Source organism: Burkholderia multivorans ATCC BAA-247 (assembly GCF_000959525.1).
In the GTDB taxonomy this organism is placed as follows: domain Bacteria; phylum Pseudomonadota; class Gammaproteobacteria; order Burkholderiales; family Burkholderiaceae; genus Burkholderia; species Burkholderia multivorans.
The window spans coordinates 1,126,762-1,140,350 of sequence record NZ_CP009832.1 but is presented as its reverse complement, the minus strand read 5'-3'; the positions used below and the strand labels follow the sequence as shown (position 1 = coordinate 1,140,350).

The following is a 13,589-nucleotide window of genomic DNA, read 5'->3' as shown; positions in this document are numbered from 1 at the left end:
AAAGCTTGTCGAAAGGCGCGCCGGCGGCGTTCTTTTTATAATCGAATCTTTGCCCGCCCGGCCCCGCCGATGCCACGCCCCGCGCTTCCCACCCTGTTTCCCGCCCTCACCCGCCGCTCGCTGCGGATCTGGCGCCAGTACGGCGTGTTCTGGCTCGGCGCGATCGCCGTCGGCCTCACCGCGGTGCTCTATGCGCGGCTGATCGACTGGGGCTACGAAACGTTCCGCACGATGCGCGCGCATGCCGTGTGGCTGCCGCTCGTGCTGACGCCCGCGATCGCGGCAGCCTCCGTGTGGACCACGCGCCGGTTCTTTCGCGGCGCCGAAGGCAGCGGCATTCCGCAGGTGATCGCGACACTGCACGCGCAGCCGGGTGCATTCGGCTCGCGGCTGCTGACGCTGCGCATCCTGTTCGGCAAGATCCTGATTTCGTTTCTCGGCATCCTCGGCGGCTTCACGATCGGCCGCGAAGGGCCGACCGTGCAGGTCGGCGCCGCGCTAATGTTCAATCTGCGGCGCCTGTATCCGCGCTCGAACGCGCAGATCGAACGCCAGCTCGTGCTCGCCGGCGCGGCCGCCGGCCTGTCGGCCGCGTTCAACACGCCGCTCGCGGGGATCGTGTTCGCGATCGAGGAACTGACGCGCAGCTTCTCCGCACGTGCGAGCGGCGTGCTGATTACCGCGATCATCCTCGCCGGCGTCGTCGCGCTGGGCCTGAACGGCAACTACACGTATTTCGGCACGATCGACGTCGGCGCGCATTTCCCGAAGCTGCTCGCGGTTGCCGTGCTCGTCACCGCGATCGTGACCGGCATCGCCGGCGGCCTGTTCAGCTGGCTGCTGCTCAATACCGCGCGCTGGCTGCCCGAGCGGCTGCTCGGCCTGTACCGCGGGCGGCCGGTCGCGTTCGCCGCGCTGTGCGGCTTCGTGATCGCCGTCGTCGGCCTCGTGTCGGGCGGCACGACGTTCGGCAGCGGCTACGCCGAAGCGCGCGGGCTGCTCGACGGCTACGAGCAATTGTCGGTCTTCTATCCGTTCATGAAGATGGTATCGATGGTCGCGTCGTATCTGCCCGGCATTCCGGGCGGGATCTTCGCGCCGTCGCTCTCGATCGGCGCGGGGTTCGGCAACCTGCTGCATCTCGTGTTCGGCAACATGCCGCTGCCGTTGCTGATCGCGCTCGCGATGGTCGGCTATCTCGCCGCCGTCACGCAGTCGCCGATCACGTCGTTCGTGATCGTGATGGAAATGATCAATGGCCATGCGCTCGTGATTTCGCTGATGGCGACCGCGCTCGTCTCGAGCCGCGTCGCGCGCTTCTTCGCGCCGCCGCTCTACGAGACGCTCGCCGAGCGCTACCTCGCGCCGCCGGCGCCCGTCGCCGCCGCGCAGCCGGCACCGGCCGCAGCGGCGGCAGCGGCGGCCACCGACGTCGTCGCCGCGCAGGACGCGGGCGCGGCGCCTGCCGATCCGCTCGATACGCTGCGCGACGAAGGCGGCGCCGAGACCGGCCATCGCGCAGAAAGCGACGAGGCAGAGACGGCCGCCGCAGCCGATGCGGCGCGCAGCGGCCCGCGCGACACTCAGTAGATCACCACGGGCGCCGGCCGGTAGTAGACGGGCCGCGCCGGCACGACGATGCAGCCGGCGAGCGTGACGGCCACGAGCGCGATGGCAAAGAGCGTTCGTTTCATCGTGCGCCTCCGTCAGGCCCAGTGACCGCGCGTCCAGAACCAGTTCGGCCCGCGCTGCTCCCAGTGACCGGGCACCCAATGCATGCCGACGCGCTCGGCCTCCCAGTGGCCGCCGATCCAGACATAGCGGCCGTGCTCCCAGCGCCAGTGGCCGCGCTCCCACACGTAGCCGACGCGCGCAGGCGGGACGACTTCGTAGCGCACCGGCGGCGGCGCGCTCGGCGCGACGACCACGACTTCTTCGGCGGCCGGCACCGCAACGGGTTGCGCGACGACGATGCGCGCGGGCTGCGCGACGACGGGCGCGCCGACGAGGATTTCTTCGGCGTGCGCGGCGAACGGCGCGGCGACGGCAGACAGGCCCGCGGCACAGAGCGCGAGCGACACGAGACGGCGCGGAACGGAAGAGACAGTCATGACAACCTCCTGATTGAACGGATCACGCGGAACGTATTCGTTCAATGCGGGAGGCAGGCGAACGGCCGACAGACGCCGTGTTACGGCACGGCCGAAAGTGCAACAACGCGTAAGACGCGCACGGCGGCCTGCGCCGCCGTGCGGAGGGATAGCGAAACGGTCAGGCCTGCGGAATCTCGATCTTCACTTCGAGGACTTCGAGATCGTCCTGGCGCTCGAGGCTCACGCGGATGTCGTCGTTCGAGATCTGCACGTACTTCGAAATGACGGCAACGAGCTCTTTCTGCAGCGCCGGCAGGTAATCGGCCGGCGGCCGGCCGCCGACCCGCTCGTGCGCGATGATGAGCTGCAGACGCTCCTTCGCGACCGATGCGGACTTCTTCTTCTCGCCGAGGAGAAACGAAAGAATGGACATGAGCGGCCTCCGTTACTTGCTGCCGAAGAGGCGCTGCAGCAGGCCCGGCTTCTGGTATTCGGTGAAGCGCAGCGGCTTGTCCTCGCCGAGGAAGCGCGCGACGATGTCCTTGTACGCTTCGGCGACGTCGGTACCGTCGAGATGCACGGCCGGCAAACCCTGGTTCGACGCGTGCAGCACCGCTTCGGACTCCGGCACCACGCCGATCAGCTTGATGCGCAGGATCTCGCTGATGTCCTCGAGCGAGAGCATCTCGCCCTCGCTCACGCGCTTCGGGCTGTAGCGCGTGATCAGCAGATGCTCCTTGATCGGCTCCTTGCCTTCGGTCGCGCGCTTCGTCTTCGACGACAGGATGCCGAGAATGCGATCCGAGTCGCGCACCGACGACACTTCCGGGTTCGTCACGATCAGCGCTTCGTCCGCGAAGTACATCGCGTGCAGCGCACCGGCCTCGATGCCGGCCGGCGAATCGCAGACGATGTATTCGAAGTCCATCGCCGCGAGATCGTTCAGCACCTTCTCGACGCCGTCACGCGTGAGCGCATCCTTGTCGCGCGTCTGCGACGCCGGCAGGATGAACAGGTTCTCGCACTTCTTGTCCTTGATCAGCGCCTGGTTCAGGTTCGCTTCGCCCTGGATCACGTTCACGAGGTCGTACACGACACGACGCTCGCAGCCCATGATGAGATCGAGGTTACGCAGGCCGACGTCGAAGTCGATCACGGCCGTCTTGTGGCCGCGCAGCGCGAGACCGGACGCGAAGCTCGCGCTCGTCGTCGTCTTGCCCACGCCGCCCTTGCCCGAAGTCACCACGATGATTTTTGCCATTTACCCAATACCCTGTGTTCGTCAATGAGAGCCGATCGATCCGGAGCGCACCGTATGCATCACGTGAGGCGCAGCGGTTCGATCATCAGTTTTTCCTCTTCGAGCCGGATCTGCACCGATTTGCCCAGTACGTCTGCGGGCAGCGGGTTCTCGGTCGTTCGATAGATACCCGCGATCGAAATCAGTTCCGGCTCGAGACACGTGCAGAAGATGCGCGCGTCGTGATTGCCGTGCACGCCCGCGAGTGCGCGGCCGCGCAACGGCGCGTAGATGTGGATGTTGCCTTCCGCGATGATTTCGGCGCCGTGACTGACCGGCGCGAGCACCACGAGGTCTCCTTTCGCGTAAATCTGCTGCCCCGAGCGCAGCGGCCGGTCGATCACGAGCGTCTGAACGCCCGCCGGCTGCGACGCCGCGCCGGGCTCCGGCGTCGGTTCCGCTGCCGGTGCAGCGGCGGCTTCGACAGCCGGCACCGCGGCGGGCTCCGCTTCGTCGGCCGCTTTTGCAGCCGGCGCGCGGCGATCGCGCGCCTCGAGCAGCGGCAGACCGGCTTCCGTCGCCCAGCCCTGCGTGGCAAGCGCGACGACGCCCACCGGGCGCATCCGCACGTCGCTCAGCATCTGCCGGATGTCGGCCAGCGCGACGCGCTCGCCGTCCGCGAGGCGGCGGACGTCGATGGCGACGACATCGTCGGCGAAAAACTCGGGAGTCGCTTCGAAGCGTTTGACCAGTTCGGCACGCAACGCATCGAGATCGGTCGTCTTCACGGTGAACAGCAACGTATCGACCGATCCGCTGCGCAGCTCGAAGAATGGCGATTTTTTAAGCGACATGGACACTCTGCAAAAAATTTTTGCGTATTTTACAGGCGTCCACGCGCGCAGCCATCATTTTTGGGCGGCCGCGATGCGCGGCCCCGGTGCGCCGCTCACTGCGCGCAGCGGCCACGGGAAGGATGCCGGTTCACGGCTTGACGTGCGACACGAACAGCGACTTCAGCGCGCCCGGCATGCGCACGATCGGCGCGTGTTCGCCGGTGTTGCTGAAACCGACGCGCTCGTAGAAACGGATCGCGTTCCGGTTCGCGTCGGCGATCCAGGCATAGACGTCCTGGGCGCCGCGCTCGGCGAGCCAGCCGGTCGCCGTCTCGACCAGCAGCACGCCGCCGCGCAGATGACGCACGGCATGCGCGACCCACAGTTCGCTGACGAACGCGCGCCGCTCGGGCGAGTTGTCGAAGTAGGCGCCGATCATGCCGGCAGGATGGCCTTCCGTGTAGAGCACGAAGGTCGTCGACGTGTCGGATGCGGCGCGCTGCGCAGCGATGGCCGCCGCGGCGTCCGAATCGACGTTCAGCAATTCGGCCTCCGGCGCTTCGCCCGGTGCGTAGGGCTCGCGCAGCGACGCCGCGCGCAGTTCGCGATACACGTCGCCCTGGTCGGCGGCGATACGACGAACGGTCAAGGTCGAACTCATGCAGGCACAGCCCCCTTCGGACAGCAAGCTATTAGCTTCAACCGAAAGCGGGGCATGAGTCAAATCGTTATTTTCAAATGGCGGCGCCGATCGAAAGGCGGCAGGCAACGTCCGTTGCGCGTTTCGCAGGCGGCGATGTGCATGTGCAGCATCGCGTGTCGATGCGCGGCGGGAGGTGCGTCATGCGCGCCGGTTATCGCTGCGGCGATCGGCGTGCGCGTTGATACGCGCGGGTAGGTGGGAATTCTTTCGAAACGATGTCGGCGCGCGTGTTGTAATCGGCAGTAATACACGGCGGGGAAAGTACACCGGCGAGACCGTGAAGGTATGCCCGATATTGCGGCGCAACATTTGTTGTCGCGATGCGCTTGCGATTGAGCGGGAGTGTCTCCGCTCGATTCATCCGACGATACGGCTACTACGCACGACGATTCACCCTGCGCCGTCGCGTTTCAATCGGCGCACGCGGCCGCTTGTACGCGCGGCGCACGCACCGCGGCGCGTTTGGAGTTTCGCGCCTAGCGGCGGCGTTTGGAAAGCGCGCGCACGGGTCATATAACGGCAGAACCGGGCGACGATCTCGCGCCTTGCACGCGCACCCCGGCCGACGAGGATCCGCACAAAACCGTAACGGACCGGACGATGCACCGCCGCATACGATCCGGCCGACTGGAGGGAGACGATGGCAACGACCGACGCACCGGCCTCGAGCTGGTCGGATGGCAAACGTTATCTATGGCTGCTGGGCGCGCTGACGATCACGCTGCCGATCTTCGCCGCACAGCTCGCGCTGTCGACGGGGCTTCACGTGTTCTGGTGGTTCGGCCCGCTGTTCGCGTTCGGCGTCATTCCGGTTCTCGACACGCTCATCGGCGACGACCGCGACAACCCGCCCGAAGACGTCGTGCCGCACCTCGAACGCGAGCGCTACTACCGCTTGATCGTCTATCTTGCGACGCTCGTCGAGTATGTCGCGTTCTTCATGTGCGTACGGATCGTCGGCACGCATGCGCTGGCGTGGCACGACTACGTCGGCTTCGCGCTGTCGCTTGGCGCGGCGACCGGCATCTCGATCAACACCGCGCACGAGCTCGGGCACAAGACGAACCGCTTCGAGCGCTGGCTCGCGAAGATTACGCTGGCGCCGGTCGCATACGGCCACTTCTTCGTCGAGCACAACCGCGGTCATCACGTGCGCGTCGCGACCGCCGAGGATCCCGCGAGCGCGCGTTACGGCGAATCGTTCTGGGCGTTCCTGCCGCGTACCGTCGTCGGCAGCGTGCGCTCCGCGTGGCGGCTCGAACGCACGCGTCTCGCGCGGCTCGGCCGCTCGCCTTGGACCTGGCGCAACGAGGTGCTGCATGCGTGGGCGATGACGCTGGTCGTATGGGGTATCGCGATTGCGATCGGCGGCGTGGTGGCGATCCCGTTCCTCGTGATCCAGGCCGTGTACGGCGCGTCGCTGCTCGAAGTCGTGAACTACGTCGAGCACTACGGGCTCGGCCGGCGCAGGCTGCCGAACGGTCGCTACGAGCGCTGCACGCCGCAGCATTCGTGGAACAGCAATCACGTCGTCACGAACCTGTTCCTGTATCAGCTGCAGCGACACGCGGACCATCACGCGAATCCGACGCGTTCGTATCAGGCGCTGCGCCACTTCGACGACGCGCCGCAATTGCCGGCCGGCTACGCGACGATGATCCTGCTCGCGTACGTGCCGCCGCTCTGGTATCGCGTGATGAACCCGCGCGTCGTCGCGCATTACCGCGGCAACATGGCGCAGTCGAACATCAAGCCGTCGATTCGCGAGAAGGTGCTCGCGCAGTATCCGGCGCCGGCGTGATCGATGCACGGCCAAAACGAAAAACCCCTTGATCCTTTCGGATCAAGGGGCTTCGTATTTTGGCGGAGAGGGTGGGATTCGAACCCACGGTACGGGGAAACCGTACGCCTGATTTCGAGTCAGGTACATTCGACCACTCTGCCACCTCTCCTTCCTTGCTGCTTCATTTCCCGGTTGGTCGTTTCCGGGAAAGCAAAGATTATAGAACGAACTCTGCGAAACTTCCAAGCCCTTTTTGCAAATTTTTTTGCGGGCCTGGCATGCGCATCGTCGCGCGCCGTTACGACGCCTGTGCCGGCGCGTCGATCCGCTCGAGACCGCCCATGTACGGACGCAGCACTTCGGGCACCGTGACCGAGCCGTCCGCGTTCTGGTAGTTCTCGAGCACCGCGACGAGCGTACGGCCGACCGCGAGCCCCGAACCGTTCAGCGTATGCACGAGCTCCGGCTTGCCCTGCGCGTTGCGGAAGCGCGCCTGCATGCGGCGCGCCTGGAACGCCTCGGTGTTCGAGCAGCTCGAGATCTCGCGATACGTGTTCTGCGCCGGCAGCCACACCTCGAGGTCGAACGTCTTCGCGGCCGAGAAACCCATGTCGCCCGTGCAGAGCGCGACCACGCGGTACGGCAGGCCGAGCTTCTGCAGAATCGCTTCCGCGTGGCCGACCATTTCGTCGAGCGCCGCATACGACGACTCCGGCGCGACGATCTGCACCATCTCCACCTTGTCGAACTGGTGCTGGCGGATCATCCCGCGCGTGTCGCGGCCGTACGACCCGGCCTCCGAACGGAAGCACGGCGAATGGGCCGTGAGCTTGATCGGCAGCGCGGACGCTTCGACGATCGACTCGCGCACGGTGTTCGTCAGCGAGATCTCGGACGTCGAGATCAGGTATTGCGTGACCGTGTTCTCGGCACCGCCCTTCTCGACGCGGAACATGTCGTCCGCGAACTTCGGCAGCTGGCCCGTGCCGTACAGGATCTCCGGATTCACGATGTACGGCGTGTACGTCTCGCTGTAGCCGTGCTGCTGCGTATGCGTATCGAGCATGAACTGCGCAAGCGCGCGATGCAGGCGCGCGATCGGGCCGCGCAGCATCGTGAACCGCGCGCCGGCCAGCTTCGCGCCCGTCTCGAAATCGAGGCCGAGCGGCGTACCGATGTCGACGTGATCCTTCACGTCGAAGTCGAACTGGCGCGGCGTGCCCCAGCGGCGCACCTCGACGTTGTCGGCCTCGTCCTTGCCGACCGGCACGCTTTCGTGCGCGAGGTTCGGCATGCCCAGCAGCAGCTCCGACAGGCGCGCCTGGATCTCGTCGAGCTTCGCCGCCGATGCCTTCATCTCGTCGCCGATCCCGCCGACCTCGGCCATCACGGCCGACGTGTCCTCGCCCTTCGCCTTCATCGCGCCGATCTGCTTCGACAGCGCGTTGCGGCGTGCCTGGAGCTCTTCGGTGCGGGTCTGGATCGCGCGGCGTTCCGCTTCGAGCGCGGAGAACGCGGCGACGTCGAGGGTGTAGCCGCGATCGGCGAGGCGCTTCGCGACGCCGTCGAGGTCTTTGCGCAGCAGCTGGATGTCAAGCATGGGAGGACTGGAAAATCGTTGTGTAAGACGGGGATTCTAACGCACGGCGGCACCGCCAACGCATCGGCCGGGCGGACGATGACGGAAAACCTCGGGCGGTGGCAGTATCGAACAAGCGCGTGTCGCGGGACCGCGCGGCACACGGCCGTCGTCGGCCGAACCGCGCCCGCCGCAACGCCCGCACCGTGCGGGAGTGCGCCGCGCTCCGCCGCCCTCCGGGCGCCACCCGATCACAGAGGCCAGGACCGATGCCCATCGAACTCGACAAGGACGTACGCGACCGCGCGATCGCGTCGCTGCAACGCTATTTCACAGAAAACCTGGACGAGCCGATCGGCAACATTCAGGCGGGCGCATTGCTGAACTTCTTCGTCGACGAAATCGCGCCGGCGATCTATAACGCCGCGATCGCCGACGCGCAGGCGCGCCTGCACACGCGTGTCGCCGAACTCGACATCGACTGCCACGAGGAGCCGTTCGGTTACTGGACGAAGCAGCCGCACCGCAAGCGCTGACGCGCCGCGCCATCAGTCCTTCTTGCCGGCCTCGCGATCGAGCTCGCGCAGCCATGCGAGCTTGTCCGCGATCTTCGATTCGAGCCCGCGCGGCACCGGCTTGTACCAGTGCGGCTCGCGCATGCCGTCCGGCAGGTAGGTCTCGCCGGCCGCATACGCGTTCGGCTCGTCGTGCGCGTAGCGATACGCGTGACCGTAGCCGAGCTCCTTCATCAGCTTCGTCGGCGCATTGCGCAGATGCACGGGCACCTCGCGCGACTTGTCCTGCTTCACGAACGCCATCGCCTGGTTGAACGCGTTGTAGCCCGCATTGCTCTTCGCGGCGCACGCGAGATAGATCACGGCCTGCGCGAGCGCGAGTTCGCCTTCCGGCGACCCGAGCCGCTCGTACGTCTCGGCCGCGTCGTTCGCGATCTGCAGCGCGCGCGGATCGGCAAGCCCGATGTCTTCCCATGCCATGCGCACGATCCGGCGCGCGAGGTACTTCGGATCGGCGCCGCCGTCGACCATCCGGCAGAACCAGTACAGCGCGCCGTCCGGGCTCGATCCGCGCACCGACTTGTGCAGCGCCGAGATCTGGTCGTAGAAGTTGTCGCCGCCCTTGTCGAAGCGGCGCGCGTTCAGCGTCATCGCGCTGCCGACGAAGTCCGCATCGATCGTCGTCACGCCGGCCGAGGACGCGGCCGTCTGCGCCTGCTCGAGCAGGTTCAGAAAGCGCCGCGCGTCGCCGTCCGCATAGCCGATCAGCGTATCGACCGCCTTGTCGTCGAATTCGAGACCGTCGAGCGCGATCTGCTGCGCGCGCTTGAGCAGCTGCCGCATTTCGTCGTCGGTCAGCGATTTCAGCACGTACACCTGCGCACGCGACAGCAGTGCGGAGTTGACCTCGAAGCTCGGATTCTCGGTGGTCGCGCCGATGAACGTGACGAGCCCCGACTCGACGAACGGCAGCAACGCGTCCTGCTGCCCTTTGTTGAAGCGGTGGATTTCGTCGACGAACAGGATCGTGTGGCGGCCCGTGCGGTTCAGCGTCTCCTTCGCCTGATCCATCGCCTCGCGGATGTCCTTCACGCCGCCGAGCACCGCGGACAGCGCGATGAACTCGCAGTCGAACGCGAGCGCGGTGAGCCGTGCGAGCGTCGTCTTGCCGACGCCGGGCGGCCCCCAGAGGATCATCGAATGCGGCTTGCCGGATTCGAACGCGAGCCGCAGCGGCTTGCCTTCGCCGAGCAAATGCGTCTGGCCGATCACGTCGGCGAGCGTTTTCGGCCGCAGCGCCTCGGCGAGCGGACGGCGCGGCTCGACTTGAAACAGGTCGGACATGAACCCTCGCTCCACAACAAACGGTAGCGGCCGAACGCGGCCGCCGGACCCGACATTATGACAGTCGCGCGACGCGCCCGCCGTGCCCGGAAACGACACGGGCCTGCCGTTGCCGGCAGGCCCGTGGTCGGTGCGAGCGGCGCGCCGCTCAGCCGGTGATCACGTCCGCGCCCTTCGGCACGACGAACTTGAACGTGTCGGCCTTCAGCGGCGGATTGGTCTGGATGTTCGAGAACGTGAGCAGCGTGACGTTGCCGAACACGTCGTGCAGCTCCATCGCCGCGAGCGTGCCGTTCTTGAAGCCGATGCCGATTCGCTGGAACTGCGTGTCCTGCGCCTTCGGCAGCATCTCGAGCCATTCGATGCCGCCCTTCTCGCCGGCGTCGCGCAGCGTGTAGCTCTTGTCGAGATCGTTGCTGCCGAACAGGATCGCGGCGGGGCTCGCGCCGAGCGCGCCGTTCAGCTTGCGCTCGGTGACCTGGTTCAGATCGCGGTCGTACACGTAGAGCTTGTCGCCGTCGGCCTGCAGCACCTGCTGGTACGGCTTCTGGTACGTCCAGATGAACTTGCCGGGACGCGAGAACACGAACGTGCCGCTCGAATTGTCGGTGGGCTTCGGCGCGGCCTGCGCGGCGCTCGCGCCCTTGGCCGGCGCCTTGACGATCTGCTGCGTGAAGTCGCCCTTCGCCGAGCGCACTTGCGCCACGAACGCCTTCAGCTGCTCGGTGCCGCCCGCGAACGCGTGCGTGGCCGCGAGCATCAGCGACGCGCCGGCGAGCGCGGCGCCGAGCCAGCGGCGCGTCGAACGAAGGGAAGGGACGAACGAAAGTTGCTGCATGATGCGGTTTTCTCCGTGGGTGGCCGGCGCCGCGGGCGCCGCAGACTTCATTCCGCGTCGCGTACCGGCACAAGAATTTCGCGGTTGCCGCTCGACGACATCGCCGACACGAGCCCCGACTGCTCCATCTGCTCCAGCAGCCGTGCCGCGCGGTTGTAGCCGATCCGCAGATGACGCTGCACGAGCGAGATCGATGCGCGGCGGTTCTTGATCACGATCTCGACCGCCTGGTCGTACAGCGGATCAGACTCCGCGCCGGCTTCGCCGGTTCCCGCGCCGGCCGAGCCCTCGTCGCCGTCGGCGGTGCCGCCTTCAAGCAGGCCCTCGACGTAATTCGGCTCGCCCTGCTCCTTGAGCTTCTCGACGACGCGATGCACTTCGTCGTCGGCGACGAAAGCACCATGCACGCGCACCGGCAGCCCGGTGCCCGGCGGCAGGTACAGCATGTCGCCCATCCCGAGCAGCGACTCGGCGCCCATCTGGTCGAGAATCGTGCGCGAGTCGATCTTCGACGACACCTGGAACGCGATCCGCGTCGGCACGTTCGCCTTGATCAGGCCGGTGATCACGTCGACCGACGGACGCTGCGTCGCGAGGATCAGATGGATGCCGGCCGCGCGCGCCTTCTGCGCGATCCGCGCGATCAACTCTTCGACCTTCTTGCCGACGACCATCATCAGATCGGCGAGCTCGTCGATCACGACGACGATGTTCGGCAGCCGGCCGAGCGGCTCCGGATCCTCGGGCGTCAGGCTGAACGGATTCGGAATCTTTTCCTCGCGCTTGGCCGCTTCGTCGATCTTGTTGTTGTAGCCCGCGAGATTGCGCACGCCGAGCTTGCTCATCAGCTTGTAGCGGCGCTCCATCTCGGCGACGGTCCAGTTCAGCGCATGGCCCGCCTGACGCATGTCGGTGACGACCGGACACAGCAGATGCGGAATGCCTTCGTAGACGCTCATTTCGAGCATCTTCGGATCGATCAGGATCAGCCGCACCTGCTCGGCGGTGGCCTTGTACAGCAGCGACAGGATCATCGCGTTGATGCCGACCGACTTGCCCGAGCCCGTCGTGCCGGCGACCAGCAGGTGCGGCATCTTCGCGAGATCGGCGCACACCGGCTTGCCGCTGATGTCCTTGCCGAGGCTCAGCGTCAGCGCGGACGGCGCGGCCGCATAGACCTCGGAGCCGATGATCTCGGACAGGTACACCGTCTGGCGGCGCTGGTTCGGCAGTTCGAGCGCCATGTAGTTCTTGCCCGGAATCGTCTCGACGACGCGGATCGACACGAGCGACAGCGAACGCGCGAGATCCTTCGCGAGGTTCACGATCTGGCTGCCCTTCACGCCGGTGGCCGGTTCGATCTCGTAGCGCGTGACGACCGGGCCCGGATACGCGGCGACGACGCTCGCCTCGACGCCGAAGTCCTTCAGCTTCTTTTCGATCAGCCGCGACGTGAATTCGAGCGTATCGGCGGAGATCGATTCCTGCGTCTTCGGCGCAGGATCGAGCAGCGACACGGGCGGCAGCGTCGAGTCGCCCGGCAGGTCGGTAAACAGCGGCACCTGACGCTCGCGCTCGACGCGCTCGGACTTGGCCGGCGTGACGACCGGCGGCACGATCGTCACCGGCTCGTGATCCTCGATGCGCACGCGCTCTTCCTCGACCTTGCCCTCGCGGCGCACCGCCGCGGCTTCGCCGAGCTTGCGGTCGCGCTCGGCCTCGCGGCGCAGCTTCGCGACGTTCACCGCGGACAGGATCGCGCCGCCGACACGCTCGGCGACGGCCAGCCACGAGAAGCGGAAATACAGCGACAGGCCGATCGCGAGCGCGATCAGCAGCAGCAGCGTGCCGCCCGTGAAGCCGAACGCATGCGACATCGCGCCCGCGACGGCCTCGCCGACGACGCCGCCCGGCGCGCGCGGCAGCTGCACCTTCAGCGACCACATGCGCAGCGCCTCGATGCCGTCGCACGCGAGCACGACAAGCACGAACGCGAAGATCTCGGTGAGCCAGCCGATCGGCCGCTCGGGCTCGTCGGCAAGCGCGTCGTGGCGCGTGATGCGCCGATAGTTGACCGCGATGCGCCGCGCGAGCGGCACGATCAGCCAGTACGCCGACAGGCCGAACAGCAGCAGCACGATGTCGGCCGTCCACGCGCCGACGCGGCCGGCCCAGTTCGAGATGTGGTCGACCTGCGCGGCGTGCGTCCAGCTGGGATCGCGCCGGCTATAGCTGAGCAGCGCCATCACGAGAAATGCGCAGAGCGCGACCTGGAGAATCCAGCGGATCTCCATGAGGAGCTTCGACATCCGGTGCGGCAACGCCTGTGCCTGGGCGGAATAAGGAGCTTTTGCCATGAATCCGTATAAAGAGAACGGGCCGCGCATGCCGCGCGTCCCGCCTGTCGTTCGATCCCGCTTATTGTAAACGCTGCATCGGGCGCCCAAGTGTAAATGACGGTTACATCGGCGGGCCGGATGCCGAAGCGGACCGGCGGCGCACCGCGCATCGTGCGCGCAGTTCGGGCGAAACGCTATCGCGCCGATTGAAACTCTCGTTCGGCATCGCAGCAACGGGGCCTTTATAATGCGCGTCTGATACCCATCTACGCACGGCATCCCGGTCAACCCGGACCGTCCGGCGAGCCGCACCGCGCCC

The 13,589-nt window shown here is 66.7% G+C and carries 12 protein-coding genes and 1 tRNA gene; 3 read left to right on the top strand and 10 right to left on the bottom strand.

From position 1 onward, the window contains the following. The first annotated feature begins 69 nt into the window (after nt 1-69). On the top strand, nt 70-1,590 hold the full coding sequence (locus NP80_RS17725) for a chloride channel protein (RefSeq protein WP_045594023.1): 1,521 nt from the start codon (nt 70-72) through the stop codon (nt 1,588-1,590). 116 nt (nt 1,591-1,706) lie between these two features. Here the strand turns inward: NP80_RS17725 and NP80_RS17715 are convergent, their stop codons facing one another. The 5 genes from NP80_RS17715 to NP80_RS17695 all read right to left on the bottom strand — a co-directional run bounded on the left by NP80_RS17715 (nt 1,707) and on the right by NP80_RS17695 (nt 4,938). Next, nucleotides 1,707-2,111 (bottom strand): YXWGXW repeat-containing protein, encoded by a 405-nt coding sequence (locus NP80_RS17715; RefSeq protein ID WP_006410987.1) that lies wholly within the window; start codon nt 2,109-2,111, stop codon nt 1,707-1,709. Between the two features lie 160 nt (nt 2,112-2,271). After that, the gene (gene minE, locus NP80_RS17710) at nt 2,272-2,526 is read right to left on the bottom strand and encodes a cell division topological specificity factor MinE (RefSeq protein ID WP_006400798.1); all 255 of its coding nucleotides are present in this window, start codon (nt 2,524-2,526) and stop codon (nt 2,272-2,274) included. A 12-nt stretch (nt 2,527-2,538) separates the two neighbouring features. After that, nucleotides 2,539-3,354, bottom strand: coding sequence for a septum site-determining protein MinD (minD, locus tag NP80_RS17705; protein WP_006400799.1), 816 nt, complete (start codon nt 3,352-3,354; stop codon nt 2,539-2,541). Between the two features lie 59 nt (nt 3,355-3,413). Then, entirely contained in the window at nt 3,414-4,187 is a 774-nt protein-coding gene (minC, locus tag NP80_RS17700) for a septum site-determining protein MinC (RefSeq protein ID WP_006410991.1), read from the bottom strand. 130 nt (nt 4,188-4,317) lie between these two features. Beyond that, nucleotides 4,318-4,938 (bottom strand): GNAT family N-acetyltransferase, encoded by a 621-nt coding sequence (locus NP80_RS17695; protein ID WP_226823116.1) that lies wholly within the window; start codon nt 4,936-4,938, stop codon nt 4,318-4,320. 574 nt (nt 4,939-5,512) lie between these two features. Here NP80_RS17695 and NP80_RS17690 point away from each other — a divergent pair. Further along, entirely contained in the window at nt 5,513-6,673 is a 1,161-nt protein-coding gene (locus NP80_RS17690; protein WP_006410992.1) for an alkane 1-monooxygenase, read from the top strand. Between the two features lie 60 nt (nt 6,674-6,733). Here the strand turns inward: NP80_RS17690 and NP80_RS17685 are convergent. Next, nucleotides 6,734-6,824 (bottom strand) — tRNA-Ser (locus NP80_RS17685). Nucleotides 6,825-6,953: 129 nt separating this feature from the next. After that, the gene (serS, locus tag NP80_RS17680; RefSeq protein ID WP_006410994.1) at nt 6,954-8,255 is read right to left on the bottom strand and encodes a serine--tRNA ligase; all 1,302 of its coding nucleotides are present in this window, start codon (nt 8,253-8,255) and stop codon (nt 6,954-6,956) included. 248 nt (nt 8,256-8,503) lie between these two features. On the opposite strand from serS, the gene NP80_RS17675 reads away from it, so the two are divergent. Beyond that, nucleotides 8,504-8,770: a DUF2164 domain-containing protein gene (locus NP80_RS17675; RefSeq protein WP_006400805.1), complete on the top strand. Its 267-nt coding sequence runs from the start codon at nt 8,504-8,506 to the stop codon at nt 8,768-8,770. 12 nt (nt 8,771-8,782) lie between these two features. On the opposite strand, the gene NP80_RS17670 is transcribed toward NP80_RS17675, so the two are convergent. The 3 genes from NP80_RS17670 to NP80_RS17660 form a co-directional block, all read right to left on the bottom strand. Next, complete coding sequence (locus NP80_RS17670) at nt 8,783-10,093, bottom strand: replication-associated recombination protein A (protein ID WP_006410988.1); 1,311 nt, start codon at nt 10,091-10,093, stop codon at nt 8,783-8,785. A 148-nt stretch (nt 10,094-10,241) separates the two neighbouring features. After that, complete coding sequence (lolA, locus tag NP80_RS17665; protein ID WP_006410990.1) at nt 10,242-10,931, bottom strand: outer membrane lipoprotein chaperone LolA; 690 nt, start codon at nt 10,929-10,931, stop codon at nt 10,242-10,244. A 47-nt stretch (nt 10,932-10,978) separates the two neighbouring features. Beyond that, complete coding sequence (locus tag NP80_RS17660; RefSeq protein ID WP_012467517.1) at nt 10,979-13,288, bottom strand: DNA translocase FtsK; 2,310 nt, start codon at nt 13,286-13,288, stop codon at nt 10,979-10,981. Between the last annotated feature and the right edge of the window lie 301 nt (nt 13,289-13,589).

Excerpts from the sequence above, each read along its gene's own strand:
- NP80_RS17725 (WP_045594023.1), top strand. The coding sequence starts at position 70 with ATGCCACGCCCCGCGCTTCCCACCCTGTTTCCCGCCCTCACCCGCCGC.
- NP80_RS17715 (WP_006410987.1), bottom strand. The coding sequence starts at position 2,111 with ATGACTGTCTCTTCCGTTCCGCGCCGTCTCGTGTCGCTCGCGCTCTGT.
- minE (WP_006400798.1), bottom strand. The coding sequence starts at position 2,526 with ATGTCCATTCTTTCGTTTCTCCTCGGCGAGAAGAAGAAGTCCGCATCG.
- minD (WP_006400799.1), bottom strand. The coding sequence starts at position 3,354 with ATGGCAAAAATCATCGTGGTGACTTCGGGCAAGGGCGGCGTGGGCAAG.
- minC (WP_006410991.1), bottom strand. The coding sequence starts at position 4,187 with ATGTCGCTTAAAAAATCGCCATTCTTCGAGCTGCGCAGCGGATCGGTC.
- NP80_RS17690 (WP_006410992.1), top strand. The coding sequence starts at position 5,513 with ATGGCAACGACCGACGCACCGGCCTCGAGCTGGTCGGATGGCAAACGT.
- serS (WP_006410994.1), bottom strand. The coding sequence starts at position 8,255 with ATGCTTGACATCCAGCTGCTGCGCAAAGACCTCGACGGCGTCGCGAAG.
- NP80_RS17675 (WP_006400805.1), top strand. The coding sequence starts at position 8,504 with ATGCCCATCGAACTCGACAAGGACGTACGCGACCGCGCGATCGCGTCG.
- NP80_RS17670 (WP_006410988.1), bottom strand. The coding sequence starts at position 10,093 with ATGTCCGACCTGTTTCAAGTCGAGCCGCGCCGTCCGCTCGCCGAGGCG.
- lolA (WP_006410990.1), bottom strand. The coding sequence starts at position 10,931 with ATGCAGCAACTTTCGTTCGTCCCTTCCCTTCGTTCGACGCGCCGCTGG.
- NP80_RS17660 (WP_012467517.1), bottom strand. The coding sequence starts at position 13,288 with ATGGCAAAAGCTCCTTATTCCGCCCAGGCACAGGCGTTGCCGCACCGG.